Below are 26,805 nucleotides of genomic sequence, written 5' to 3' on the forward strand. Positions count from 1 at the left end.
AGTCTCTCTAAGTTTAGGTAGTAGGTTATGAAGGTAGAACCTGATAACGATGAATCATGAAACCATCATTACTATTGACAGATACCTGCCAATTCTCATGAAACAGTGCATTGATTGATTCGCCATTGGTAAGCTCTCCTATTAAGCGCACACTAATTTTGGACTCAAATAGATTGTCTTCAATTTGCGCTAGTGTGACTTCTTCGATTAAGTGATCCACCCCTGGTTTAAACATTCCTAGTAAGCTCTTGTACCAGTCATTAAAGCCTGCTTTGCCTTTGAAAATATCGCCTGCGGCATCCAGTTCGAATTTTTCAGATAGGTGTTTTAAAAAATAGTGATTGTCTTCAGGTAGTTCATCAAAGTTTTTAAACCATTCATGTACAAATGCTTTGAATTTGGAGCTTAACTCTCCAGTGAGCACTCCAATTTTATCTATTAGACGATCGGCGTGATGTTTGGCTCTTCGTTCGACATCTTCTTGAGTGTTGTAAATGTTAGGGATATACACCATTTGATGGGTGTAAATAGGGTCTTGATATACCATGCCACTCAGGTAGCAAACTTGTTGGAGTGGGCGAATTAACTCTTCTATGGTGAAGTGGTTATAACCTAAAGGATCGTAAGAGTCCTTTGGACCACCCACAGTAAAAGACAATATAAACGGCTTATCTTTTAATTTATTTCCTTCTGGGCCATAAGCGAAGTTGAACGCAAAGACATCATCAACCCATTTTTTTAGCAAACCAGGTAGGGAATACCAATAAAAAGGAAATTGTAAAATCAGAATATCGGCTTCCAAAAGGGCATTTTGTTCTGCTTCAATATCTATTTTGTAGTCTGAATAAAGTTGATCAAGACGGCGTATTTCTATCGACTCAACTTTTTGTGATAACTGCTTCAGGATGACTTTATTTGTCCAAGAGTCTTCCAAATTAGGATGGCCAGAAATGACTAAAACTTTGCTCATATTTACTCCAAGGCGACGTTTTCAATTAGTGAATATGATTATTTTAGATTTCTTATTGTTAATTTCTAGATGATAAATTCTTATTAAACTGTTAGGTTTTTCCTAACAGAAGATGAAGGTTGTTTGTGATATGAAAGGGTCTGGAGCCAGTTATAACCAAATTGTGATTTTTCATGCAATTGCAAAAGAAGGGAGTATTAGAGCTGCTGCCCGTAAGTTAGAAATGGCACCCCCTTCTATTAGCCAATCTCTTAAGTTGTTAGAAACTAAGTTGGGCCTTCCTTTATTTAGTCGAACAACACGGCAAATGAGCCTGACGGATGCTGGCAAGTATCTACTGGATAATACGACTGATGCGATTTCTCAACTCGATTATGCTTTAGAAGGAGTGCATGATCTGAGCCATGCACCTTCAGGAAAAGTGAGCATAACTCTGCCTCGCTTTGTTTATCAGAATGTTATTCGTCCTATCTTCCCTGAATTCTGCCGTCGATATCCAAATATAGAGTTAGAAATTTCTATCTCAGATGCGTCTGTAAATATAATTAAAGAAGGGATAGATGTAGGTATTCGCTTTGGGGATAGAGTCGAGGAAGGTTTGGTTGCGCGAAAGTTAACACCACCCTTGCTAGAGGCTGTTTTTGCCTCCTCAGAGTATTTAGAAAAATTTGGTATGCCAGAGTCCCTCAAAGAGCTAGAAGGCCATAAACTGATTCAATATAGGTTTACCACCTCGAACCGCTTAGCGCCTACCTACTTAGAGCAAGATGGAAGTACAGTCACGCTAGATATGCCCACAGCCATGGTAGTTAATGATACGGATTTGATTATTGATGCAGCACTTGCAGGCGTTGGCATAGGACGCTTTCTAGACCCTTTTATGAAACGATATTTTGAAAAGGGGGACTTAATACCGATTCTTAAACCCTACTGGCATGCGTATCCTGGTTTGTACTTGTATTTCAGTCAGAATAGCCAAAAAGCGAGAAGGGTAAGAGTACTGATTGACTTTCTACTAGACAATGCCAATTTAGTTGCTGTTGAAGCTTAAGGAACCTGCGATTAAGTCACCTCTTCTCAGTCTTTTCAGAAAAAGTATCACACAAGGCGTTACTTTGACGTAATGTCGGTACCTTTCGATAAGTGACAACACAGGGTGATACTTTTTTCTGAAATGCCGCTTAGGTATTCTTCAAAGACCCTAAGGGCGTGGTCTAAAAGCCCTATGTTTACGTTGAAGAGCTTATCAATAGAATCACTATTAAGTTGCGCTCCTCGCCATAAATCTAGCGGCTTTTATCCACACGCTGAGGCGGGAGGACATATTCGCAGGTTCCTTAATACTCAATATTTACTGTTTGAGAAATAAAACAAGTCAGTATAAAAAACGATCAAATTATATTGGTGATAATGTTGATTATTTCTTAATGAGCTTCTGCCTTCGCAAGATATTAATTAAATCTTTTTTCGGAACAGGTTTGTAAAAGTGAAAGCCTTGAATACAGTTAATTCCTAAATTATTTAAGGTAGAAAGTTGTGCTGTATTTTCCACACCTTCAACAATAATTTTTGTTTTTAGGCTATTTGAAATCTGAATAATTGACTCAATTAATGGGATGGCATAGCTGGATTCGTCTGATATATTTTTAACAAATACCTTGTCAATTTTTAAAACATGGAAAGGGAATTTACGGATAAAATCTAAACCAGAATAACCTGTTCCAAAGTCATCAATTGCTACTTTTACACCTAGGTCTGAGAAGGTTTTAAGGTTTTCTTTGATAACCTCAAGTTCGGCTTCACTACATTCTGTGTTCTCAGTTATTTCAAACATGATTTGATTAAAGAAATGCCTATCATTTTTGAAAATAGCATTAACTCGCTCAATAAAGTCATCTCTACAAATAACTTTTCGGCTGATATTGACACTGATATATTGGCTTTGAAATGTACTTTTATGTGTCTTGAGCAGCCCTAGAGCTTCTTGTAAAACAAAGTAGGTTAAATCTTGTATTAACCCAGATCTCTCCGCCAATGGAATAAAAACATCTGGCGGAACATTGCCAAGTTGAGGGTCTTTCCATCGTAATAGGGATTCACAGCCAACTACCTTATAACCAAAATGGCTGTGGCTCTGCTCGACAATAGGTTGGTAATTTATGTAGAGCTGCTGCTTATCAAGGGCGTTTGATAGGGAGAAGCCTAAGCTGCCTTGGGAGAGCTTTTTGTGTTTGTAGAATACGAGCAAACTGGTACTTACTCCTGCAACCAAGAAACCAAACCAAAGGTAGTTAAGCAGGAAGTTTAAATAATAAGATAAGCCTAGATATGCCGTAATAGAAAAAGGGTATCTGCTTGATTGGTAATAGTATTTTGCGAAAGATCTATCATCTATATTTTGTGTTAATTCCCTATTAATCACTTCTAACTTGAAGCTTATATCGTAAGGACTTAGCTCTGTTTTTACCATATCAACTAGGTATTGCGGTGGTATCAAGCTACTTATGCCGCCAACTTCGGGTTTTGAGAATATTAGTAAAACTGATTTTTCACCCGTTATCGCCGTTTTTGTGTAGGAGAGTGTGGTGTTTACTGGGTTCTCATTGAGCCTTTTTCTGATACTTTTAAATAGGTTAAAAGAAACATCTCCTTGTGTTGTCGAGCAAAAGAAATGGTCTTGCTGATTAAAAATACCAGACTCTTTGACTATCTTTTCATTAAATACTTTCTGCCGGAACTCACGTATGAAAGAAGCACAACTACTTTGAGTGAATTTGGTATCTAAGAAAGGGGTAAAAGAGGTTTTGATATTGCTTAATTCTGTCTCTAAGTAGTGAGCGGAACCCTGAGTGAGGTTTTTATAATGGAGAGAGGAAAAAGGCAACAAGATTGCCATTGATAAGACTAAACAAGATATAAAGAAAAATGAAACCTTGATGCCACTATCAATTTTGAATTTTAAAATGAAGTGCTTTTTCATTACTGTGCCTTAAATTACATCACGACTTTTATACTGAGCGGATTTTGTTTTTATTTGTATTAAGTAAAGTGTTAAAAAGTAAAATAACGTAAATAATTTAACTGTTTTGAGTGCTCGATGTTTAAGGGTTCATTTATAAGGTTGAAAGGATCATAAAATAATTGTTTGTGTGAGTATACGTTTTTTTTGCTGCATTTATTTTTGTCATCTTTTACTAAAAAGTGGCGTGATTTGGTCTAACTAAATGAATAACTTTTGATATTAATACCTTAATTTTTACCTAGCCTTTACCTTGTTTATGTTAATGGATAGCGTTCTCTGTTTGATTTAAACTAGAGAATATTGGTGTTGTTTTAGAAAGCTGAATATTAGGAACCTGCGAATAAGTCCTCCCGCCTCAGCGTGTGGATAAAAGCCCCTAGGTTTATGGCGATGAGCGAAACTTAATAGTTATTCTATTAAAAAGCGCTTCAACATAAAGATAGGGCTTTTAGACCACGCCCTTCGGGTCTTCTAGAAAAAGTAACACCCTATGTTGTCACTTCTCGAAAGGTACTTACATTACTTCAAAGTAACGCCTTGTGTGATACTTTTTCTGAAAAGACTGAGACGAGGTGATTTAATCGCAGATTCCTTAGGAACCCTAGATGAATATTGAAGTATTACAAAAGCCAGATAGTGACTTGATTGATTTCTTGGATAAGAAAATCAAAGAGATGAATTGGCAAAACTGGGAGGTGAGTGAAAGACTTCCTCTTGCCGTTCAAATTAAAGATGACTCTGGTGAGGTCGTCGCTGGTGCCGCAGCTCGTACTTTTGGTGATTGGCTATTATTGGATACCTTATGGGTCTCTGAAACATTAAGAGGCCAAGATGTCGGTAGTAAAATTCTAGCCAAAGTTGAAGAGGCGGGCAAAGCAAGAGGTTGTAAAAAGTGCTTTTTAGAAACACTGCATTTTCAGGCTAAACCTTTTTATGAGAGAAAGGGTTATCAGGTAGAATGGGTACAAGAAAACTATCCAAAAACGGGTTGTCAGTATTTTATGGTGAAACAGCTCTAATGTTAGCTGGGGATGCTCAAACTTCCCTTTGTTTGGTTTTAGCTAGGAGATGTCATGAGTAAGATTAATATTAGTGAAAAGTTCTCACTATTTACGGATGAGTGGACCCCCAAGGTACTTGCAGAATCAAATGGCCAATTAGTTAAAATTGCTAAAGGCAGTGGTGAGCTAGTTTGGCATAAACATGATAATGAAGACGAATTGTTTATCGTTTTTAAAGGGCAATTAACCTTACAGCTTAGAACTGAAAATATTGAGCTGGGCGCAGGGGAAATGTACGTAGTTCCAAAAGGTGTTGAGCACTGTCCTATAGCGACACCGGACACACATTTTATGATGATAGAACCTGCAAGTACGGCTCATACGGGAGAATTAGAAACAGAGATGACGGTTTCTAAAGATGCCCAAGACTGGATTTAAACCATAACAGGATATAGTAAGACCAAATAATATGAAGTCTAAGCAAACAATACATCAGGCTATCTTCCCTTTAAGCTATGACTTACAGATGAGAATGGAACCTAAGTTAGGTGGTTTACCAGCAAAACCTAGCAAGATGCAAATTCGAACTATGCGTATGATAAAAGTGATGGGACAGTCCACCTTGTTAGATGTATCCAATACTTTAAAGCGCGACAAAAGCCAGATAAAGCGCTTAGTTGATGAACTAGACGAACTTGGTTTAGTTAAGCGTGAACCAAACCCTAATGATAAGCGCAGCAAGTTGCTGCTACTTACCCAGTTAGGGCATGACTTTTTTGAGTATGTCGAAAAGGTCGAAATGACATTCTCAGAGCAGCTAACTCAAGGTATTGATGAAGAAGATTTAGAAACCTTCTTTAAAGTATCTAATCTGCTTTTGGCTAACTTACGTAATACAAATAATGAGGTGGAGCCTTAGCTTCACCATATTCCCACTTATTAAAAACGTCCTTGTAACCCTATTTCTGTATCGAAAACTTTAACGCTTTAGCTTAATTTTGGATCACCTTCTTGAGATGCTTTTAGTGTTTTAATGACCCAACTTGCTAATAAGAAAAGACTAAATGTCAGAATAATGCCTCTTAACATGACAGGATCATATTCTTCATTGAAGAGTGAAATGAGACGTGTCATACCATTAAATAAAAAGTAAATGCAGGCAGGAGCCAGTAATATCCAGTTTTTAGCGAAAATGGCATAAGCACTGATGACTGCCATCATTAATAGAGGTGCACCTAGAGTGCGAATATTAGTGAGTCCATAATCTGATATGGGATTAAAGCCACTTGTATTACCTAAAATCTGTGGAAAGAAGGTGGCAGTAATACCTGCCGCAGAAAAAATGATGACAAATAAAGACGCTATTATGTTAGCAAGACGAACCATGGTTAATTTCCTTTCATAAGTGATTAATGAGTTTGCTTAAAGTTCAATGTTTAGCGAAGGTAAAAAGACCTTAAGCTATTAAGCCGAGTTTGATAAAACAGCATGGTTAGTGAGCTCTAAATGCTTTTTCAGATCTTTCATTACCCCAGAAAAATTCTTTGATAAGCCTCTTTTTAAGATGGGATAAAGCGCGACCCCTAAAGGGGATAGGTGTATTTCTGACTCCCAGCTGACCTGACTTTCCTGATCAGATAAGGCAACAACTGACATAGTGACTAGGTTTTCCTTAATAGGAAAAAAGCTCGGAGCATTGATGGGAAAAACATTGAATGAAAAGCGCATGTCTTGTTCTGAATATGTCAGAATTTTCTCTTTGGCCTTTAGGCTGTTTGGGTCTTCGCTAAACTCACAAACACGGCCTACAACAGGAAACTTAGGGTTTTGCTCTATCTCATTAAGAGGGTAAGACTTGGTCACAAAGTTCATCCAAACATAAGCTTGATCGAACTCTTCTGCAATTAGGTGCCAAACATCCTGTGGACTGCGTTCTATCCTAATAGTTTTTTTTATCTTCATTTTTGATCCAGATAAGAATTATTAATTTAGTAGACATTTGTCAATTATTTGAATTCTATTTATTTTTGTAGATATATGTCAACTACTTTGGTTTTTGCTATCTGGCATCAGAAAGAATGGTGATAAGAAAACTGCTCATAAAGGGATCCGATAAGAAAATTTGCTGGATAAGGGCTAGTGTTAAAGAGGGATGACAAAAGAGGGTCAAACTTTGGCTCTTTGGGCTTGCGAAGGATTGTTTCTTACTCATAAGAATTTGTTGAGGAGATAAAAATGAATTTTATTGATGGTTTTGTCGCTGCTGTGCCAACAGAAAATAAGGAAAAGTACATTGAGCATGCTAAGGATGCCGCATTACTTTTTAAGGAGTATGGTGCCTTGGGTATTGTTGAATGCTGGGGTGAAGATGTTCCAGAAGGGGAGAAGACGTCTTTTCCTATGGCTGTTAAGTGTGAAGATAATGAAACTGTGGTGTTCTCTTGGGTTAATTGGCCTTCTAAAGCGGTTCGAGACAAAGGCTGGGAGGGCATGATGCAAGATGAGCGAATGAAAGAGTTTATGATGCCGTTCGATGGGAGCCGTCTCATCTATGGTGGTTTTCAAACCATAGTGGACGAGTAAAGGTACCTAATTTAAAGAGCTATGAAAAGGGTTTATAAGGCTGAGCTTACTAACCCTTTTTTATCTTTTATTAGCTAAGGCTAAGCTTGTATAAGATGTGTTTTATATTTGTCAGAAGGAAGGAGAAATTAGGAGAAGTTTGAAGTGTTTAGAACATTTATAATCGATCAAGTAACTTGCAAAAAAGACTATTGATAGCCTAATTCTTATTATCCCATGTTTGCTTAACCTCTAAAATTTGAGGGAGAATTTGTTGGAAAATATCAACTAACCTTGGATCAAATGCAGACCCTGCATTTTTAACAATCTCTTCTATGACATCGTCAATCGGCCAGGCATCTTTATAGGGTCGTTTCATACTTAAAGCATCGAATACATCTGTTATGGCAACAATGCGACCCGATTCAGGAATCGCTTCACCCACTAGATTATTTGGATAACCGCTCCCATCCCATTTTTCATGGTGAGAAAGGGCTATTTCAGACGCTAAATTGATAAGTTTAGAGTCACTTTTATTTAAGATATCTGCGCCTATTTGGGTATGCTGTTTCATTATTACCCACTCTTCAGGTGTGAGTTCTCGAGGTGCTTTTAAAATCTCATCTGGAATACCTATTTTACCTGTGTCATGCATAGGCGCTGCCAGTTCCATTAATCCGGCCATCTCGTCTGTCCAACCCGCAGCAGATGCGAGTAATCTTGAGTACGCCGCCATGCGCCAAATATGATCCCCCGTATCATTGTCATTATAATGACCTGCTTCACCGAGCATAAAAACCGCTGCTTTTTGGACTTTTTCTAATTCATTTACTTTGACCAGAGATAAATGAGTTTGAACTCTACGAAGCACAATTGCACCAGATATTGGTTTTTGAATATAGTCCACGGCACCAACGTCAAAGCCCTTAGCTTCGTCTTCTGCATCGCTCATGGCTGTGACAAAAATAACAGGAATATCTCTAGTGAGTGGATTTTTTTTTAATTTCTCACAAACTTCATAGCCACTTAAGTCTGGCATCATTATGTCGAGTAAGATCAAGTCTGGTTTATGCTCCTTCGCTGCTGAAAGTGCTTTCAAACCACAGTTGGCAAAAATGAGCTGAAACTTACCTTTAAGAACTTGTCTTAATAAATTAAGGTTATTAGGTTCGTCATCAACAATTAATATTTTTTTCAGCATTAGTCGCACTCCAACGTGATTCCTAGATTAATAGCAACTTCTTGAGTCTTAAGTATTGCACCTTCAAAGTTAAATGCATCAACTTCCCTTTGAATATCATGTAACTTTTTATGACCAATTGATTGAGTTAAGTTATCTAACAAAGGTTCTATAACATCAGGGTCTAAAGTATTTAAAGCCGTAATTAACTCTAATAGCAGAGGTCCCATGGCTTCTTTATCAAGAGGCTTAGGTTGATTGGTTTGGTTGAGGTGGGATAGGTTTAATTGGCTGATGGCTCCACAAGCGTCATCAAGTGCTTGCATTAACGAATCAAGTTTTAAAATTGCGTTTTCACTGTCATTTGATTTTAGATCAGCATCAATTTCAGTGATGATTTTTGCTACCTGACTTAAGTATAGGTTTCCCGCTAAGCCCTTCAAAGCATGAGCTATGGCTTTCGCTGGCTGTATATCATCTTTGTTTTGCTGTAAAAGCTGCTCTATTTGGAGTGCATCACTGTTTCGTTCATTGGCAAAGCTTTTTAATGCTTTTGCATATACGTCATTTGATCGCCACACTTCAATTGCTTTGGTGTAGTTTGCGATTTCTCTTAAGGGTGAAAAATCGATATTGTTTTGCTGATAAAATTCTATGTCTTTGGTGTCATTGATTTCGCCTAGTTCACTTGGAACCATATTTTCCATCGCAGAAAATAGATGATTAAAATTGATAGGTTTTGCTTCAACCGCATCCATGCCAGAATCTAGGCAATTCTGGTAGTCCTCATTCATTACACTTGCTGTTAAAGCAAGAATTTGAATATGTTGACCACTTCCAATTTCATTCTTTCTGATTTCACGGCTAGCTTCAAAACCGTCCATCACAGGCATCATTACATCCATCAGAATAATGTCGTAATTGGTTTTTTGAGTCGCTTCAACCGCTTCAAGCCCATTTTTTGCCCAATCAACGGTGTGCCCTTGGTGCTCAAGGCGAATGGTAACTAACTCTGCATTGGCATCTATATCTTCTGTTAACAGCACTTTAAATTTACGCGGGGAGTTATATTCATTTACCTCCATATTGTCACTTTCGTATAGACATTCTTGCTCCAACTCTTCGTCTGCAACATCTAATATACAAGTGAAATGAAACGCTGAGCCTTCACCTAATGTACTTTCAACCCAAATATCACCACCCATAATGTTAACGATTTGCTTACTAATGGTTGTACCGAGTCCAGTTCCACCAAAGCAACGAGTCGTTGATTCATCTGCTTGTACAAATGAATCAAATACACTTTTAACCTGTATTTCACTCATCCCAATGCCAGTATCTTGAACAATGAAATGTAACTTATTCTTAGAATCCATTTTGACATAAAGGCGGATATGGCCTTCTTGTGTGAATTTAATTGAATTACTCACTAGGTTTAAAACCACTTGCCTTAAACGGGTAGGATCACCAAGATATTTGTGTGGTAGGTTCGCATCTATTTCTAGTTTGATATCGAGATTTTTTTCTTTCGCTTGTTGATCAACTGTCTGCAAGGTGAGTGCAAGTGCATTTGGTAGATGAAAATAGGTTTTCTCTAATACAAACTTTCCGCTTTCGAGTTTAGATATATCAAGAATATCGTTGATGATAACGAGTAAAGACTGCGCTGAATTAAGTACTGTTCTTAAATGTTTACGGCTTTTTTCAGGTAGAGAATGCTTTAACAATAGCATTTCTGTAAAACCAATAATTGAATTCATCGGAGTGCGAATTTCATGGCTCATATTCGCAAGAAATGCGGCTTTTGTGCGTGCGCCTGCTTCGGCTGAATCACGTGCTTGAATTAACTCCTCAGTCCTTTCTTTAACCGTTTTTTCAAGGTTTTTACGATACTTATCTAGCTCTTTTTCATGCCGTTTCTTTTCTGTTAAATCACTGACAATTACAATGTACATCGCTTCTTCTGTGACATCCATTTTGCCTATTGCAAGGTATATGGGGAAACGACTATTGTCTTGACGTATCGCCTCTGCTTCATTCATTAGATTGCCATTTTCTTTAATATTAGAATTGAGAAAGTAGTTATTCTCTTTATTGGCACTATAGATAAGCGTATCTATGTTGTTATTGATTATTTGCTTTTCGGCATTGCCAAAAAGGGCTTCTGCCGCCTTGTTAAGCTGTTTAATTGTACCGTTCTCATCAACAATAATGATGCCACTTGGGGAGGTGGAAAAAATGGCTCTATTGAAACTTGCTTCGTGCTGAACATCAAAATATAAAGTATTTAACTTATCGGCCATCTCATTAAATGATTGTGCTGTTTTGGTTAATTCATCTTTACCAGAAGAAACCTTTACTCGATAACTTAAATCACCTTTTGATAATGCTTTAGAGCCTTGTGCAAGTGCTGTTAATTGGCGTGTAAGATACTTACCTAAAACGAAAGAAAATAAGACGGTGACAGCTATAGAGAGAATTGAAATTAAAACCAATATATTTTGTGCTTCAGCAGAATCTTTTCTGGCAAAATTTATATCTAAGCCAAACTCAACTCTACCATAACTAGTTTCTTGTTCGATTATCTCTGTATAGGTGTCAAATATGCCGTCGCTAACAGCTTGGATATTTTGGTCTTGAATGAATGGTTTTATCTGTTCATTCTCTCTTTTTGCTGCTGCTAGTAAGTTAGTATGATCATCAAACACCCTGACATAAACCATATCAGGGTGTTTGATGATCTCATCCACATATGTTTTTAAACTGGCTAAATCGTAAGAAAGAACACTGTCTTTTGCCATGGCTGAAAATAAGTTAGAAACAGTATAAATACGTTTTTGAATGGCTTTTTCAGATGAGTTCTGTAAAACAGACATGCTAACTAAATACAAAATAGTGAATACTGTCGTTTGGATTAGAATTAATCCTAATATGGTTTTTAGGCGAAAAGACATAGTGCTTTCGCTTTAGCAAAATTAAATGGAATAAATGAAGGTAAAAGGATGAGTTTAGGCTGTTTTCTTGTTGAAGCTCTTAAAGCTTTAAGAGTGCTACACAAGCATGATAATGCTTTATTTATACTTTTTGTCTGAGTGATTGTTTTTATGATATGGCTCCAGACTAAACCTAAAGTAGCTCTGCAATTGAAGTAAGGCTGAGATAAATAAGTTAAACAAGATTGGCTAAAGAGGGAAGTGCAATGAAACATGATTAACTCGTTCATTTGTTAGATGATTATTAGGCTGAAGCTTAGTTTTGAATCAGTATATCCGCAAGTTACCATAGCCTATTAATACCTATATCAAACCAAACTTTTTGAGGTTGCTTTTGGCGGGGCGGGTTATGAGTAAATCACTTTTGGAAATAGCTAAAGTACTTTGCAAATTAATGTAGATGCAGGCAGCATGCATTAAATAACCTTCTCTAAGTATTGCTACTAAATTACAATTAATGAGGTCGAAATGTTTATTGCAATGAATCGTTTTAAGATCAAACTTGGCTTTGAAGAAGACTTTCTAGCTATCTGGAAAGGGCGTGACAGCCTGTTAAAAACCGTGCCTGGTTTTGTGAGCTTTAACCTCTTACAAGCTGAGACGAATGAAGAGTTTACCTTGTTTGCTTCTCATGCAACTTGGGAATCTAAAGCAGACTTTGAAGCTTGGACTAAATCCGAAGCTTTTAGAAAAGCCCATGCTAATGCTGGTAGTCGACGCGAAATTTATTTAGGGCCACCTCAATTAGAGTTATTCGACGTAGTGATATAAACCACTGATAACGTTAAATAAACGAATTAGTAATTTGAGAATTGAGAGCTCCCTTGTTTGATTTTTATACTGGTTTAACCCCATACAATCAAAGTGGGTAACTCTCTTCTCAAAGCACTATTTCTAAGTTCAAGCAATCTAATTAGAAAAGCTAGCTTACACCTTTAATCTTGCTAACTTCATAGTCGAACCCCACCTATTGAGTATCCGCCATCTATGGTTATTTCTTGCCCTGTTACAAAAGGTGAGTTATCAGAAAGAAGCCAAGCGACGGTACCTGCCACATCTTCTGGAGTTCCATTACGTTTTAATGCAGCTTGTTGCGCCAGCCGTGCAGATAATGCTTGATCAAGTACTTCTTCGGCCATTGGCGTGAGTATGATTCCTGGGTTAATCGCATTGACTCTAATGTTATTAGGACCTTGTTCAACAGCTAAGGTTTTCATCATGGCTAAAATAGCACCTTTGGTAGACGCATAAGCACCAGCGCCCGGCATAACCGCATTCGCAGTCCAAGAAGCATTGATGACGATTGATCCCTGAGCCATCAGAGGAAGGCTATGTTTAACAGTAAAAAAGGTACCAAGAAGATTGGTATTAAAGAGGCTAATGAAGTCATCTGTTTCAGTTTCTGCTAATGCTTTAAAGTCGCCAAGTATTCCAGCATTAGCAAACACCCCATCTAATTTACCAAAATGTGCTTTAACCCTTTCTATCATCATAATTACCGACTCCTCGATACTAATATCGCATGTCAGAGTTAGAGGCTTTAATCCTTGTTTTTGTAATTCATTAGACAGTGTTTCAAGAGGTGCTGGTTGCCGTCCAACTAATACTAGTTGCGCTCCTTCAGAAGCTAATTTAATTGCTGTTTCTTTGCCCATCCCTGAACCAGCGCCTGTAATTAAAATTGTTTTGTTTTTGAATTGTGATGCTTGCATGACCTTTTCCTCATTTGATTAGTGTGAAAAAGATCTTAATTTCATGAAATTAGTAATTAAATACTGTTATTCTTTATTCATTGTAAAGTGAGACTATCAAATGGATTTATTTCGCTCGATGCAGGTTTTTGTAACAACAGTACAGTCTGGTTCTATGAGTGCTGCTGCAAATCAACTTAATCTATCGCCTGCGATGGTTGGGCAACATATCGCAGCATTAGAGTCTAGATTACAAGCACGTTTGCTTAACCGTACAACAAGGCGCCAACACTTGACTGATTTTGGTGTGAGCTACTTAGCTCAATGTAAGGATATTTTAGAGCGAGTTGCTTTAACTGAACTGGCAGCAGAAACACAGCATTATGAAGCAAGAGGCAATTTACGAATTACAGCACCAATTACCTTTGGTTCTTCAGTTCTTATGCCTGCATTAAAGTCCTATCGTGACCTTTCGCCTCTTGTTTCAATCGATCTTGTTTTGAGTGATAGTAATCTGGATTTGATAGAGGAAGGTTTTGATATCGCATTTCGAATTGGTGATATACCCGATAGCCGTTTAATTCAGCGAAATTTAATGCCTTATGAGGTGATTGTATGTGCTTCGCCTGATTATCTAGATAAATTTGGAACACCTTCCCTCCCTGATGATTTAGCGACACACCAATTGATAACATTTACGCCATCCCAGAGGCTATCTTGGACCTTTTATAAGAAGGATGTTACTGCGCAGGTAATACCCACTTCTATGGTAAAAGTTAACAATAGTCATGCGATTTTGAATGCGGCTTTGGCTGGATTAGGCATTGTTATTCAACCAAAAGCATTACTTGATGCTGATATAAAAGCAGGGCGTCTTATCCAGTTATTACCCGATTGGGAATTAGGAAAGAAACCGTTATCTATGATTTATTATCAAGATCAGCATATGACCCCTAGAACCAGAAGTTTTATAAACTTTGCATTAAAAACGTTTAGCTAATGAAGTAGTGGTATAAACCATTGATAACAGGGGATTCTGGCTAGCTTTCCTCAAAATTTTGACCTTTATTTGCCTAAGAGCAGCAAGGTCTAAGTCAGGCTGCTGCTCTTTTTTTGCGTCATCGCTTCTTCCTTTTTCGTTATATAAATGTCTTTTAGTAGCGAAAGAGCGGTTTTAACTTATCCCTGATTTGAAGGGAAACGAACCTTAAAAACCAGTGCATCTGTGTGTTTATTTGCCAACAATTGTTCTGCTTCATCACTCCATAAAGTCAGCATCACTGATTTTGCTTCATAACGCTTTTGAGGGCTATTCTCGGCAGCTTGTAAGCTAATAATAGGCTCAATGTTAGCTGTGCTCTCGGAGCTTAAAATAAAAGCATAATCAGTGTCGGTTTCTAAACTCAGTTTGCAATCACGTGAATGGAAAAAATTCCCATCATTTAGAAAAGTCATTGCTTCATCTCGTAATGGTTTTGCCTGAATAAACCTTGGGTCTTCATGAAATTTAGCAAAGTTATCTGGGCTAGATACCTGAGTAAGTGCGCCTTGCTCAGGTATTGGGCCGGATGTATTGGTATCAAGGATGATAAAAGGTAGCAAAGTTTGAATTTTTAACGCTTCAAGAGCGGGTCTGATAAGAGGGAAGTATTCAGTAAAAACCTGCATCTCTTTTCCCTTTATGACAGTGCCGACAGCAAAATCGATATAAGTACCTTTTAGCAAATTTAATTCGAATGACATGATTTTCTCCGTTAATTGTTTATGTAACTTTGTTTGAAGCGCTTAGGTTAGGTCGCCAAATTAAGAAAATGCATTATGGAATTTAAAATTCCGGAAATCAATATTTCCGTTAATTTTTGTGGTAATTTAAATTTCCGATATTTTTGTCGTTGATTTAAACCGCTTATCCATTCCGGTTTTTGTAATTTCCGTATTATTGGGTTTCTGTTAGCATGCCCTTTATGACAAATGAAACTTCAAGACGCCCAGACAATGTCAGGGGGCGCAAGCGTGATACAGGCCGTACTGAGGCGATTTTAAAAGCCGCAGCCGATCTATTGTTGGAGGTAGGGTTCGATAATTTTCGGATTCAAGATGTGGCAGAAAGAGCTGGCTCTGGTACTGGGGCAATTTATCGTCGCTGGCCAAAAAAAGAAGCTTTGATTACTGAAGCTATCAGGAGCATGCCTCTTCCAAAAACGTTTCAAACAGATGATCCAGTCGCTGACCTAAGAGCGATAGTGGCGCCAAGATGTCAAAGCGCTGCAAATAAACCTGATTTAGTACCAGGGCTCATTTCAGCTATGCGTTCAAACAACGAAATAGAGTTAGCTGTTAAAGAAGGCTTTAGCTTAGAAAACTTTAGACAGAGTATTGCTCGAATATTAGGAGAAGAGCATCCTCATTTGGATTTGTTAACGGACCTTACCCCAGCGCTGGCTTTGCATCGATCTTCATTTACACCTGAGACAATTGATCCAGAAGCAATGACAGAGGAGATCATGTCATTGGTATTGTCTTTAGCAGATAAAAGCCCTGTATCTAAAGACGGATGAACCAAAAGTATAAAAAGAGATTTTTATGGAAAAAATTGCCCTAGTAATAGGTTCGACGGGTTTGGTTGGTCAAGCTTTAGTTGAGCAACTGATTGCGGCTGAAGAGATTAGCCAAGTCATTACTCTGACTCGAAGGCCAATTGAATATGCTTCTGTAAAGGTTATGAATTATGTGGTGGATTTTGATCAGCTTGAGCAGCATGCCTCCCTCTTTCAGGCTGACCTTATGTTCTCCTGCCTTGGTACCACGCTTAAACAAGCGGGTTCGATTGGTGCTCAACGCAAAGTAGATTTCCAGTATCAATTAAAAGCGGCAGAATTGGCTGCAGAAAAAGGGGTTTCTCATTACCTTCTTGTCTCTTCAAGTGGTGCGAATGATCAAAGCCCTAGCGCTTATTTAAAAATGAAAGGGGAGTTGGAAAAGCGGATTAAGTTACTCAATTTTGAACGTATCAGTATTTTTCAGCCTTCTCTACTAATGGGTGATAGGAAAGAGTTTCGTTTGGCTGAAAAGCTAGGTTCTTGGTTATTACCTAGCTTATGTCTCATTCCTAGACTTAGACGTTATCGACCTATTACAGGTAAGCAAGTCGCAACAAAAATGCACTTAGTTAGCTCTCAATCTGGACCTAAACTGGCTCTTTATCGCCTTGACGAATTGTTTGAACGATAAGCGGCATGCATGTTTTACGCTAAAAGGGAATTTGAATGGAAATCAAAAAAAGCGCACTTAAAGTCACTATTGGTTTTCTTATTCTAACGGCAATATTTTCTATTTGGATAGTGTTACTCGGAGAGTTTGGGGACTTTGAAATCAGGGTATTGTTAACAACTCTGTCTATTTCAATGGCGAGTATGTGTGCGATGGCATGTGGCGCTCACATTGAAAAGGCTAAGGTTCAACTGGCGGGTGGTATCGGCATATTCTCAGCCATTGTGAGTTTAATGCTTACCTTAGTGTTAATTTGGACTGAGGTAAAAGGAGAGGGTATTTGGCGAACCTGCTTTAGCTCTTTGCTGATAACTTTTGCACTGGCTCATGTGCTCTTATTGCATTTACCCTCTCTCAATAAGAAACATCTTTGGTTGCGCCATCTTGCTAATATCTCAATTGGCCTTATGTCATCGCTAATTTTGCTTCTTATATGGCGTGATGATAGCGCTTTTGAAGCCTTCTTTAGGTTATTAATTACCTTAGCCATCATAGTGGCACTGGTAAGTTTGCTGATTCCTATTTTCTCTAAGTTAGATAAAAAATCAGAGCACAAGCTAGAAGATGAATTACAAAATCAGTCAAATGTTAAGGCCGAGAGTCAGCCAGTTGAACTTAAACTGACTCAAATTGAAGGTGCTATTTATGTGGATGAAAGCGGCAAAGAGTATCGCCTTGTTGAGTTGTAACCTTCGATTTAGCGCTAGAGTGTTATTAAGAGACAAGCGCTTTAATCAAGCTAAAGCCTAAAGTGTTAGCTTGGCTGATTTAATACTTATAAATACCTAAACAATAGGGATACTAATGAAGATTGCAATTTTAGATGATTATCAAGATGTAGTTAGGCAACTTAGCTGTTTTTCCATGTTAGAAGGGCACAAAGTATTAGTGCTTAAGCAATCATTGCCTGAAGATGAGCTAGTACAAAAGCTAGCGGACGTTGAGATCTTAGTTTTGATTCGAGAACGTACTGAGATGACTGAATCTCTCTTATCTCGCTTGCCTAATTTGAAATTGATTAGCCAAACCGGCAAGGTTAGTAATCATATTATCCCGAGTGTTTGTCATCAGTATGGGGTTGAAGTGGCAGAAGGAGTTGGCTCTCCGGTTGCCCCTTCAGAGTTGTGTTGGGCCTTGATTATGACAGCGTCTCGTCATATTCCTGCTTATAGTGCGAATTTAACAAATAACCAATGGCAAGATTCGGGAAACCTGGGGTTGGGTCGATCTTTAAACGGATTAACCTTAGGTATTTGGGGGTACGGTAAAATCGGTAAACGTATTGCCCAGTATGCCAAAGTATTTGATATGAAGGTGCTAGTGTGGGGGAGTGAAAGCTCACGCCAAGCTGCGATTGAAGATGGTTTTGATGCAACAGAGTCAAAAGGTGAGCTTTTTGAAAGCGCGGATATTTTAACCTTGCATCTGCGTTTAAACGAGGTAACCAGAGAATGTGTTACTTCTGCTGATCTTGCCAAGATGAAGTCAGACTCCCTATTCGTCAATATTAGCCGTGCAGAACTGGTTGAAAAGGAAGCTTTATATCGAGAGCTCAGTCAGAATCCGTCAAAGAAAGCGGCTATTGATGTTTATGAAAATGAACCCGCAAATCTTGAAAACGAGCCATTAATTGGATTAGAAAATGTCACCGCTTTACCGCATTTAGGTTATGTAGAGCAGAAGAGCTATGAGTTGTATTTCAAAATAGCATTTGAAAATGTTTTAGCCTTTGCAAATGGCGAAGCAAAAAATCTAGTGGCTAGAAAGGCTTAGTGTCTGAAAAGTCTAATTAAACAGGTTTTAAAGAAGGATGAATGGCCTTGCGTATTATCGAAGTGGTGGATTACAACCCGAACTGGGTAAATGAGTTTGAAAAGGAAAAGGCGCTGATCTTATCTCAGTTTTCGGGTGAAGGCGTCCAAGTGTACTCTCAACCCTTTAATATACTCCATATTGGTAGTACCTCTGTTGTAGGGCTTAGCGCTAAACCTATTATTGATATTCTATTAGAAGTAGAAAGCTTGGAATCGCTTGATCTTGATTCAGACAAACTTGCTGCAATTGGTTATCAAGTAAAAGGTGAATATGGCATTAAGGGGCGTCGCTATTTTCAACGAGGTGAAACGGAGCGCACGCATCAAATACATGCGTTTCTAAAGGGGTCAGACCATGGTATTCGACACCTTGCATTCCGTGATTATTTAACGGCTTTTCCTGAGGTTGCAAAGGCCTATGCAAGAATCAAAAAAGAAGGTGCGACCTTATACTCCCATAGTATTGATCAATACTGTGAGCATAAAAACGACTTTGTTGTTAAGCACGAAGCAGAGGCATTGGCTTGGTTTAAAAATAGATAAAGCAAAGTTTGTTTATTAGGGGGAAATCTATGAAGAAAAAAATAGAATATATTAAATTCGATGACATTGATCAGGAAGCATTCCTCCCCTTAGTAAATAGTCAGAGGGTGAGAAAGCATCTGATGGAACATGCTCTTTTTACGCCCGAGACATTAACCCAATGGATGGCAACGAAACGTGCACTTGATAGCGAAGCTGGCTGTAAAGCGAGAGGGATTTTGTGTGATGGAAAACTGGCTGGTTGGTGCGCGATCCAATACGAAGAGGGTCAGTATGAAATCGCTATTATTATTGATGACAGCCATTGGGGTCTAGGAAAGCGCGTGTTTAAAGATATGATGCAGTGGGCAAGAGAGTTCAAACATGAAGAGGTCTACATTCATTTTTTACATACTCGCCCCGAGTACAAATTCTTAAAGAAAATAGCTAAATCCGTCCAAAAAACCGAACTATATGGTAATAAATTTATCAGTTATCAATTGGCGGTCGAGTGAGTTAAAGCTTGTCTCTTTGCTGCAACTGATACTTTTTTTGTAGAAGTGCTTATATGAAACCAGTAAGTGTATTAATTCATGTCCCTGATGTAGACCAAGGTCTTGATTGGTATAAAAAAGCTTTTCCTAATGCGAAGGAAAGGTATTTGGAAGCGTTTGACATGAAGCTACTGGATATTAATGGATTCATGATCGAGATAGTCAAAGCTGACGCTAAGGTTGGATCAGGAAAAGCGGGGAGTGTTTTATATTGGCTGGTTAAGTCGGTTAATGACGCCTTAGAACACTTTGAATCTCTTGGTGCAAAGCTATATCGCGGGCCTATAGCGATAGAAGAAGGGCTTAGAATGTGCCAAATCGAGGACCCTTTTGGTAACTTGATTGGGTTACGTGGTCAATAGCATTATGTGGCCAGCAGTCTTGTTTAGTTCATACTGACAATTCAGTGTGAAGGTTTTTATAAAAAGGGATTTGCATGGAACTGTTTGGAAGAATCACCTCTTTTAATGTTCAAAAAGTGCTCTGGTTACTTGAAGAGCTTGGCATAAATTATGAACTCGTGGAATTAGGTGGGCGTTTTGGTGGGCTGGATACTGAGGATTTTCAGCAATTAAATCCTATGAAGAAGGTTCCAGTTTTAATTGATGGTGAAAGGCATATCTGGGAGTCTCATACCATAATGAGATACCTTATCGCTGAATACTCACCACAGCTATGGTGTCAGGGAAGCCCTTATAGCCAGTCTTTATATGAGCGTTGGATGGACTGGTCTCAGGTGACATTTCAACCTGCTTTTATGGCAACTTTTTGGGGCTTCTATCGAATGCCATCAGCTAAAAGAGATATGAAAACAGTTGAGTCAAATCTAGCTAAATGTAAACAATGCCTTGAACAAATTGAAGCTCAATTAAAAGAAACGCATTATCTTGCAGGATCATCAATGTCTCTTGCCGATATTTGTGTTGGAGCAGTCCTGTATCGTTTGACGACACAGGGGCTTTCTATCTCATTACCCTCAAATACTCAAAAATGGTTTGACAAATTAAGCAAAAGACCGGCCTATAAAGCTTGGATTATGAGTGATTACAGTGAGTTAAAAGGTCGTGAAGATTTTTAAGCCGATTTAATTTGATGGATTAAAAAACGCATTCCAGCTAATGCTTCTAAGTTCATCTCTTTCTAAATACTGCTTTAGTGCGAGAGCTAAAGGTGGAGAAAAGTTTTGCTCTTCGTCCATGGCGATCGCATTGATTCGCATTGTGTACCAAGCAGTAATACCTTCTGTTGGTGGTGAATCAAAACGAGGAAAATTCAGTGTTTGATGGATGCCAGCAAACCAATCGTTAGGGAGGTTCGGGTTGAGCACCATAGCGCGGGCCAAGCCTACTAGGTCTGCACTCTTATCTTGCAACAGGGTGCTGGCATCGGATAAAGACTTGACGCCACCTGTCGCCATGAGGGGAATAGAGGTAAGGTTTTTTGCTCTTTTAGCAAAGGTCTTGTAATAAACCCCTTTGCTTGAGCTATCTGAGCTAGACTTTGCACCAGGAAAATAGGTGCCTCCGCTAATTTCAATCAGGTCCAAACTGGTTTTCTCTAACAAGCTAACATGTGCCAAGGCATCTTCTTCTGTTAAGCCGCCTTCAAGTAAATCCGATGCATTAATTTTGATACCAATGGGATAGTTGGGCCCGACTTTGAGGCGAATAGCCTCAATAATAGCTAATATAATACGACAGCGATTTTTGATACTACCGCCGTATTTGTCGTCCCTTAGGTTAAACAAAGGGGAAATGAATTGGCTTAATAAAAAGCCATGGCCTGCATGAATTTGTACGCCAGTAAATCCGACCTCTTTGGCAATGCTGGCAGCCTTGGCATAACTTGCAGGTAAGCTCTCTATCTCTTCTATCGTCATACCTTCGCAGTGAAGTGTCCCTACATCTAGTGCAGATGGGCCTTTAGCTTGACTGATAGGCGCGTGAGATAAGGCTCCAGCATGGCCAAGTTGTGGCCATATATGTGCGCCTGTAATACTTGCCCTTTGAGTGAGTCGCCTTAATGCTTCTTTATCCGAATGTTTTGTGAGACTGAGGTTACCTGGCTTTTCAGGGTATCTTGGGTCAATTTGCACTTCTCCTATGATGGATAAACCGATACCGCCTTGTGCCCATCTTTCATAAAGCCTTATCTGAGCTTGTGTTGGATTGGCTTGACCGTCGCCTAATGAGTCAGACATAGCTGATTTTGCCAATCTATTTTTTAATACCGCACCGCAGGGTAGGGTAAGAGGTTGCTCAAGTAAGGTGTGTATTCTATCCATTGCTTTGCCCTTTGCTGTATGTGGGAGCCAAATAGTTTCATAGCGCTATTATTGATATTTTTAGATAAACTAAAAACAGGGTAATGATTAATAGACTGTTAAAAATAAGTTGATAATGAATACATCTGATCTCACATTGTTTGTGCAAATAGCTCAATCTGGCAGTATTACGGCTTCGGCCAAGCAGGCTGGTATTACAACAGCAGCAGCAAGCTCTGCGCTTAAACGTTTGGAGCAACAGCTTGGGGTGCAGCTTTTTATTCGTAGTACTAGGCAGTTACGTATCACGCTTGCAGGTGAAAAATTCCTGTTTCATTGCCAGCAGGCGCTAGCTTCTTTAGAGCTAGGTGTTGTGAATGCCAATGAGTCTATGGGAAGCATAGCGGGGAATTTAAGGTTGTCTGTATCATCTGATTTAGGTAGAAATATCTTGATGCCATGGATAGATGAGATATTAGGGCAATATCCTGCTTTGGCAATTGATTTAACTGTAAGTGATACCCTTTCAAACTTTTTTGAGGATAAGGTCGATCTAGCTCTTAGATATGGCAAGCCTCAGGACTCGAACTTAGTCGCGTTTCATATAGCAACTTTAAAACGAATAACCTGCGCTTCTCCTGATTATCTAGCCACTTATGGTGAGCCAAAGCATCCAGAGGAGCTTAGAGACCATGCTTGTTTGTTGTACCGAATAAATGATCGATTATTTGACCATTGGGAATATAGTCAGTCAGCTTCAAACTATAAAGTAAAAGTATCAGGTAACCGAGTTTGTAATGATACGGATATAGTAAAGCGATGGGCGCTTGCTGGCCATGGTATTGCTTATCGATCTGAAATTGATATTGCGCAAGAGCTAAAGTTAGGTCAATTACAACCTTTGCTAACCTGCTATGAGTCTCCACCCGTTGAGCTTTATTTGATCTGTCCAAATAAGGCACATGTAACACCTTCAGTAATCATCTTTAGAGAGCTATTGAGGGAAAAGTGTTTTGAACTTATAAAAGTCTTTAGTTAAAGCCTGCGAGTGTTAGCTCCTCGTTATGATAGGTCGATCAACTTAATCAGTGTTTCCTGCTTTGATGCTTTCTTACATAAATTTAAAGTCTTATATTTTTAATCGACTATACTTTTTAGAATTAAAGTAAGCTCTTGCTTTAATTCATGTTTATTAAACTGACATAAGTTGGCTTATTGGTTTAATCGGGAGTGAGAACAAACCAAATTGATTTTAGTGATGATGGAGGTTTTATATGGAAGCTGAAGAAGAAAAAAAAGAAGATTTAGTTCACTGTATTTATACTAGTGCATCAACAATTGAGTTTACACCAGAAGACATTACCGAGCTGCTTGAAAAGGCTAGAAGAAACAATGATAAATTAGGTGTTTCGGGTATGTTGTTATATGACGAAGGATCATTTTTCCAAGTACTAGAAGGTGACCCGCAAGTTGTAGCACGACTTCTAAAAACAATCCAAAATGACAAAAGGCATGATAAAGTCGTCAAAATTATTTACGAAGATATAGAGGAAAGGGATTTTTCAGAGTGGACTATGGGATATTCTGGCGCCTCAAGAAGTGATTTGCAAAGTATTGATGGGTTAAATGACTTCTTCCAAACTAACAATACCTTTGTAGAGTTGGATGAAGGCAGAGCCAAAAAACTCTTATCTGCCTTTAAAGATGGAAAGTGGCGTACATCGATTAATTAGCTATTAAATGTTTATAGGCTTAAAGAAAAAACCACATATTCGGTGGTTTTTTCTATTATATCAATTAGTTAAAAATAGCTCTTAATTTATATATTACTTTATTGCTATTGAATAAGCGTTGTCATAATGCAAAATAATAAGAAGTAGGGCCAATACAAGACTTTTAATAGTAGGCCATCTTGATAATCAATGAGATAGTTTCTGCTATTAGAAAGATAAAGCATTGACGAAATAGTGACACATATAAGCAAGCTGTAACTGGGTAAATAATAGAACTCTAAAAAGATAATTCCTTTGGCCTCTAATGCATCTCGTAACGAAATATTCGAAAGAATTAAGATAAAGAATAACTTCGTGCCACTAAAATCGCAGCCCCATCAACTTAATAACAAAACCTGAACAATAGCGTTTTAAATATGAATTCAATTATAACCTTTGTAAGCAAAGGGTTATTGTAGGTTGATGAGCGTGATTGCGATGCAAAAAGCGAAGCAAATAGGCCAATAGAGCATCTTTAAAATGAGTCCTTCTTTAAAGTCGAGAATTCGACTTTGTATATCTGAGGTATAAAGAATGGCAGCGACAGCTACGAAGACAATTTGTGCATAGGTTCCGAAATAGAAATACTCAAGAAAAATCATGTCTTTTGCTTCTAGCTCGTCCCTTAATGAAACATGCGAAATGACCAGTATAAAAAACAAAGCGGCACACTGCTCAAGTACCGTTGAGCTGCTAAAGCCCCAAAGCGTGATTTTGGCTTCGTTTTTAGTCCATAAGAGTAAGGTGCAAAAAGCCAAGCAACTAACCATGATAAGCGGGAGTAGGTGGGTGATAACGGGGCCTGTAATGACTCTTTTAATCACAAGGTTGAAAGAGAGTAATGCTTTTTGATCTAAGTCTTCATTAAGATCCTGATAGCTAAAGTAACTTTGCTTTATTTGCCATCCGCTAAGCTCTAAACCATTTTGATTAATGCCAGGTAAATCTTCAGGTTTCATGCTCTGATACATGCTAAATTTTGGTACTAATATATGTTTGGCTATTTGGTTTTTTCCTTCAATTTGGATTTTGATTTCTTCCATATCAAAGGGGAAAGAGGCGTAATTGAAAGGTTGCCTTATCTCAGAGGTAAACTTCCATTTCTGCAGATTTTCTTTGCTTGCTAGCTTCTCCCATTGTGTGTCTATGGCAAGCGGGAAAAAGACGGGCGGTTCTTCATACTCATTATCTAGTTTAGATAAGCTGATATCTCCCAATACTTGAATCGTACCTGGATCTAGCTGAGTGATTGCATTGATATTAAAGCCGACTTCAGTTTGTGAAAGAGAAGGCCTTTTTAAGCTTGGATCTGGGGCGTGTTTTAAGATGAAATTATTCACATTTACTTTTTCAAAGACTTGGTTCGCTGTGACTAAACTAAGTTCATTATTCAGTTTATCCCCCCACATATTAATTAAGCTTATGAACATGACAAAGCTGATAAGAATAGAAAAACGATACCCTAGATTAATGAGTTTATGGGGAAACTTGAGGCAACTGAGTAACAAGATGCCAGAGATTAGAAATAAGAGTTGAGGCAGTTTATGTAGCGATGACAAACCATTACTCAGGGCTTGTTCGGCTCTTAACTCATCTGCCCAAACCAGTATGCCTAGAGTGTCTTTAGTGCCTGATACTTCACTAAAAAATAACCAGCATTCTTTTTTATTTATGGGGTGGATGAAGGAGGTAATAGGGCCTTTTTCTCTTTGGGCGAGAATGGTTTTAAAAAAACTATCATCCTGTTTAAGTTTATGAATATCCTGCCCTAGATAATCTGCTACAGGGTAAGAAATGAGTTCGTCATTGACCGTTAGAATAAAGCCAAAGCCACTTTGTGCGAGGTCTAATTGTGAAACGATCTGACTAAGGCCAGACAATGATAAATTAAGGAAAATAATACCGTCATAGCCATTGTCAGCCTTGTTGTCATAGTTTGATGAAAATGGCCGTATAAACTCTGCAATCCAACTTTTAGCAGAAGTGCCGTAATAGGGGGCTAACCACATAGGGCCTTCTTTTAAAGGTTGATGAAACCAAAAGGTTCTAGGTCTGCCGGAGTTAGCATCATCGGCAAGGGTATAATCATACTTATCAGATAAGGCCTGTTTTGGCTGGTTATTGGCTCCTTTTTGATAAAACGGAGAGTACAGAGGTACTGCTGGGTTAAAGCGATCTTTTTTAAAGACAACGCCACCTCTAAAAGCTCCCTTGGTTGCTAGCACCTTGTCTTTAATGAGTGCTCTAATTTGGTTATCGCTTAAGTTGCTTTGAGAAAGCTGATAAGCAATATCTGAAGTGGCTTGCTTAATGGTATTAAATTGTTGGCTAATCTCTAAACTGGCGTTATTTCCTTGCTCTACAATCGCCTGTATTAATAGAGCATCTTGAGTTAATACAGTGTGTTTTTGTATTTGCTGTATATACAAACCAGCAGATAAAAACAGAGTAGCAGCCAGCAATAAACTGAACTGCCAGTATCTAATCCGTCTTTTGTTTAATCTTTGGTGAGTTGTGATGCCATCCTGGCTAAGTCCTCCCTGCTTCACTCTTTGTCACCCTCCTGAGCATTCAATTGGGCCTTGTTATTAAAGCGCTGGAGTAAGACCTGATCAAAACGCTTGATTAACCAAGAACAGATTAAGCTACAACTGATAAACCAGAGTGCAACCAAGCTATAAATAGGAATGACCATTTGACTATCCCCAGAAATCGCAATGGTGGCATTTGCTGTGGCCATGATTTCTTTTACGCCTATGATGGATGAGGTCGTTGAGGCCATCAGGATGACAATAAAGTATTGGCTCCAAGGAGCGAGTTGAAAGGCTTTATTTTGTGTTCGAGCCTCTAAAAAATAACCGCAAGCAAAGCCGGTTACAGGAGCGCCTAGCGCAAAAATGGCTTTTGCTATGACGGGGATTTGAAAGTGCATGCTAGCCAGACTAAATTGCGTTGGAATAATAAGCGCAAGGTAGAAGAGCAAAACAAAACTTGGCACATTTCTAAACACAAGTAGAAAGCTTTTGGCGATTAGCTGAATCAGCTTAAATCGGCTTAAGTAGAGTTTAGTAATATATAAGCCTGTCATTATGCCAAGAGCCATGGCACACAAGGTAATCACAATGTTTAAGCTAAATGCTTGCATAAAAACGGGAAATAAACTGATGAGATAGTAAATTGTCATGATTCAT

The 26,805-nt window shown here is 38.5% G+C and carries 28 protein-coding genes; 17 read left to right on the forward strand and 11 right to left on the reverse strand.

Annotation, left to right across the window (positions count from 1 at the left end):
- Window positions 1-25: 25 nt before the first annotated feature.
- Window positions 26-970, reverse strand: coding sequence for an NAD(P)H-dependent oxidoreductase (locus tag TW85_RS23230; RefSeq protein ID WP_046019548.1), 945 nt, complete (start codon window positions 968-970; stop codon window positions 26-28).
- A 130-nt stretch (window positions 971-1,100) separates the two neighbouring features.
- On the opposite strand from TW85_RS23230, the gene TW85_RS23235 reads away from it, so the two are divergent.
- Complete coding sequence (locus tag TW85_RS23235) at window positions 1,101-2,021, forward strand: LysR family transcriptional regulator (protein ID WP_046019583.1); 921 nt, start codon at window positions 1,101-1,103, stop codon at window positions 2,019-2,021.
- A gap of 366 nt (window positions 2,022-2,387) precedes the next feature.
- Here TW85_RS23235 and TW85_RS23240 read toward each other — a convergent pair whose 3' ends face one another.
- The gene (locus TW85_RS23240) at window positions 2,388-3,950 is read right to left on the reverse strand and encodes an EAL domain-containing protein (RefSeq protein ID WP_046019549.1); all 1,563 of its coding nucleotides are present in this window, start codon (window positions 3,948-3,950) and stop codon (window positions 2,388-2,390) included.
- 647 nt (window positions 3,951-4,597) lie between these two features.
- Between TW85_RS23240 and TW85_RS23245 the strand changes: the two genes are divergently transcribed.
- Genes TW85_RS23245 through TW85_RS23255 form a run of 3 tightly spaced genes read left to right on the forward strand, consistent with a single transcriptional unit; the run spans window position 4,598 to window position 5,912 of the window.
- Entirely contained in the window at window positions 4,598-5,011 is a 414-nt protein-coding gene (locus TW85_RS23245; RefSeq protein ID WP_046019550.1) for a GNAT family N-acetyltransferase, read from the forward strand.
- A 54-nt stretch (window positions 5,012-5,065) separates the two neighbouring features.
- Window positions 5,066-5,431 carry a cupin domain-containing protein gene (locus TW85_RS23250; RefSeq protein WP_046019551.1) on the forward strand — a complete coding sequence of 122 codons (366 nt, stop codon included), beginning with the start codon at window positions 5,066-5,068 and terminating at the stop codon, window positions 5,429-5,431.
- A 31-nt stretch (window positions 5,432-5,462) separates the two neighbouring features.
- The gene (locus tag TW85_RS23255; RefSeq protein WP_046019552.1) at window positions 5,463-5,912 is read left to right on the forward strand and encodes a MarR family transcriptional regulator; all 450 of its coding nucleotides are present in this window, start codon (window positions 5,463-5,465) and stop codon (window positions 5,910-5,912) included.
- 68 nt (window positions 5,913-5,980) lie between these two features.
- Here the strand turns inward: TW85_RS23255 and TW85_RS23260 are convergent, their stop codons facing one another.
- Window positions 5,981-6,379, reverse strand: coding sequence for a hypothetical protein (locus TW85_RS23260; RefSeq protein WP_046019553.1), 399 nt, complete (start codon window positions 6,377-6,379; stop codon window positions 5,981-5,983).
- A gap of 78 nt (window positions 6,380-6,457) precedes the next feature.
- Window positions 6,458-6,955 (reverse strand): SRPBCC family protein, encoded by a 498-nt coding sequence (locus TW85_RS23265; RefSeq protein ID WP_046019554.1) that lies wholly within the window; start codon window positions 6,953-6,955, stop codon window positions 6,458-6,460.
- 273 nt (window positions 6,956-7,228) lie between these two features.
- On the opposite strand from TW85_RS23265, the gene TW85_RS23270 reads away from it, so the two are divergent.
- Window positions 7,229-7,576, forward strand: coding sequence for a DUF1428 domain-containing protein (locus TW85_RS23270; RefSeq protein ID WP_046019555.1), 348 nt, complete (start codon window positions 7,229-7,231; stop codon window positions 7,574-7,576).
- A 199-nt stretch (window positions 7,577-7,775) separates the two neighbouring features.
- Here TW85_RS23270 and TW85_RS23275 read toward each other — a convergent pair whose 3' ends face one another.
- Both TW85_RS23275 and TW85_RS23280 read right to left on the reverse strand, forming a co-directional pair.
- Window positions 7,776-8,756, reverse strand: coding sequence for an HD domain-containing phosphohydrolase (locus tag TW85_RS23275; protein ID WP_046019556.1), 981 nt, complete (start codon window positions 8,754-8,756; stop codon window positions 7,776-7,778).
- Complete coding sequence (locus TW85_RS23280; protein WP_046019557.1) at window positions 8,756-11,689, reverse strand: ATP-binding protein; 2,934 nt, start codon at window positions 11,687-11,689, stop codon at window positions 8,756-8,758. Before TW85_RS23280 ends, TW85_RS23275 begins: the two co-directional genes overlap by 1 nt.
- A 507-nt stretch (window positions 11,690-12,196) precedes the next feature.
- Here TW85_RS23280 and TW85_RS23285 point away from each other — a divergent pair.
- Window positions 12,197-12,499 (forward strand): antibiotic biosynthesis monooxygenase, encoded by a 303-nt coding sequence (locus TW85_RS23285; protein WP_046019558.1) that lies wholly within the window; start codon window positions 12,197-12,199, stop codon window positions 12,497-12,499.
- 179 nt (window positions 12,500-12,678) lie between these two features.
- Here the strand turns inward: TW85_RS23285 and TW85_RS23290 are convergent, their stop codons facing one another.
- Window positions 12,679-13,440 carry an SDR family NAD(P)-dependent oxidoreductase gene (locus TW85_RS23290; RefSeq protein WP_046019559.1) on the reverse strand — a complete coding sequence of 254 codons (762 nt, stop codon included), beginning with the start codon at window positions 13,438-13,440 and terminating at the stop codon, window positions 12,679-12,681.
- Between the two features lie 100 nt (window positions 13,441-13,540).
- Here TW85_RS23290 and TW85_RS23295 point away from each other — a divergent pair, with 100 nt between their 5' ends.
- Window positions 13,541-14,419 (forward strand): LysR family transcriptional regulator, encoded by an 879-nt coding sequence (locus TW85_RS23295; protein WP_046019560.1) that lies wholly within the window; start codon window positions 13,541-13,543, stop codon window positions 14,417-14,419.
- Window positions 14,420-14,598: 179 nt separating this feature from the next.
- Here TW85_RS23295 and TW85_RS23300 read toward each other — a convergent pair whose 3' ends face one another.
- A complete protein-coding gene (locus tag TW85_RS23300) occupies window positions 14,599-15,162 on the reverse strand; it encodes a hypothetical protein (protein WP_046019561.1) in 564 nt (187 codons plus the stop codon).
- A 221-nt stretch (window positions 15,163-15,383) separates the two neighbouring features.
- Here TW85_RS23300 and TW85_RS25765 point away from each other — a divergent pair, with 221 nt between their 5' ends.
- From TW85_RS25765 to TW85_RS23340, 8 genes are all read left to right on the forward strand, one after another.
- Window positions 15,384-15,977: a TetR/AcrR family transcriptional regulator gene (locus tag TW85_RS25765; RefSeq protein ID WP_162197518.1), complete on the forward strand. Its 594-nt coding sequence runs from the start codon at window positions 15,384-15,386 to the stop codon at window positions 15,975-15,977.
- A gap of 25 nt (window positions 15,978-16,002) precedes the next feature.
- The gene (locus tag TW85_RS23310) at window positions 16,003-16,650 is read left to right on the forward strand and encodes an NAD(P)H-binding protein (RefSeq protein WP_046019562.1); all 648 of its coding nucleotides are present in this window, start codon (window positions 16,003-16,005) and stop codon (window positions 16,648-16,650) included.
- Between the two features lie 35 nt (window positions 16,651-16,685).
- Window positions 16,686-17,378: a hypothetical protein gene (locus tag TW85_RS23315; protein WP_046019563.1), complete on the forward strand. Its 693-nt coding sequence runs from the start codon at window positions 16,686-16,688 to the stop codon at window positions 17,376-17,378.
- Between the two features lie 115 nt (window positions 17,379-17,493).
- The gene (locus TW85_RS23320) at window positions 17,494-18,462 is read left to right on the forward strand and encodes a D-2-hydroxyacid dehydrogenase family protein (protein ID WP_046019564.1); all 969 of its coding nucleotides are present in this window, start codon (window positions 17,494-17,496) and stop codon (window positions 18,460-18,462) included.
- A 41-nt stretch (window positions 18,463-18,503) separates the two neighbouring features.
- Entirely contained in the window at window positions 18,504-19,046 is a 543-nt protein-coding gene (locus TW85_RS23325) for a GrpB family protein (protein WP_046019565.1), read from the forward strand.
- A 29-nt stretch (window positions 19,047-19,075) separates the two neighbouring features.
- A complete protein-coding gene (locus TW85_RS23330; RefSeq protein WP_046019566.1) occupies window positions 19,076-19,540 on the forward strand; it encodes a GNAT family N-acetyltransferase in 465 nt (154 codons plus the stop codon).
- A gap of 53 nt (window positions 19,541-19,593) precedes the next feature.
- Complete coding sequence (locus tag TW85_RS23335; RefSeq protein WP_046019567.1) at window positions 19,594-19,941, forward strand: VOC family protein; 348 nt, start codon at window positions 19,594-19,596, stop codon at window positions 19,939-19,941.
- Between the two features lie 74 nt (window positions 19,942-20,015).
- Window positions 20,016-20,657, forward strand: coding sequence for a glutathione S-transferase family protein (locus TW85_RS23340; RefSeq protein WP_046019568.1), 642 nt, complete (start codon window positions 20,016-20,018; stop codon window positions 20,655-20,657).
- 6 nt (window positions 20,658-20,663) lie between these two features.
- Here the strand turns inward: TW85_RS23340 and TW85_RS23345 are convergent, their stop codons facing one another.
- Complete coding sequence (locus TW85_RS23345; protein WP_046019569.1) at window positions 20,664-21,863, reverse strand: NADH:flavin oxidoreductase/NADH oxidase family protein; 1,200 nt, start codon at window positions 21,861-21,863, stop codon at window positions 20,664-20,666.
- 115 nt (window positions 21,864-21,978) lie between these two features.
- Between TW85_RS23345 and TW85_RS23350 the strand changes: the two genes are divergently transcribed.
- Window positions 21,979-22,881, forward strand: a complete 903-nt coding sequence (locus tag TW85_RS23350) for a LysR family transcriptional regulator (RefSeq protein WP_046019570.1) — start codon at window positions 21,979-21,981, stop codon at window positions 22,879-22,881.
- 235 nt (window positions 22,882-23,116) lie between these two features.
- On the forward strand, window positions 23,117-23,575 hold the full coding sequence (locus TW85_RS23355; RefSeq protein WP_046019571.1) for a BLUF domain-containing protein: 459 nt from the start codon (window positions 23,117-23,119) through the stop codon (window positions 23,573-23,575).
- 449 nt (window positions 23,576-24,024) lie between these two features.
- Here TW85_RS23355 and TW85_RS23360 read toward each other — a convergent pair whose 3' ends face one another.
- Complete coding sequence (locus TW85_RS23360) at window positions 24,025-26,163, reverse strand: hypothetical protein (protein ID WP_046019572.1); 2,139 nt, start codon at window positions 26,161-26,163, stop codon at window positions 24,025-24,027.
- Complete coding sequence (locus tag TW85_RS23365; RefSeq protein WP_046019573.1) at window positions 26,160-26,798, reverse strand: hypothetical protein; 639 nt, start codon at window positions 26,796-26,798, stop codon at window positions 26,160-26,162. The genes TW85_RS23360 and TW85_RS23365 overlap by 4 nt, the downstream gene beginning before the upstream one ends.
- Window positions 26,799-26,805 lie beyond the last annotated feature (7 nt).

Source organism: Marinomonas sp. S3726 (genome assembly GCF_000967665.1).
Taxonomy (GTDB): Bacteria; Pseudomonadota; Gammaproteobacteria; order Pseudomonadales; family Marinomonadaceae; genus Marinomonas.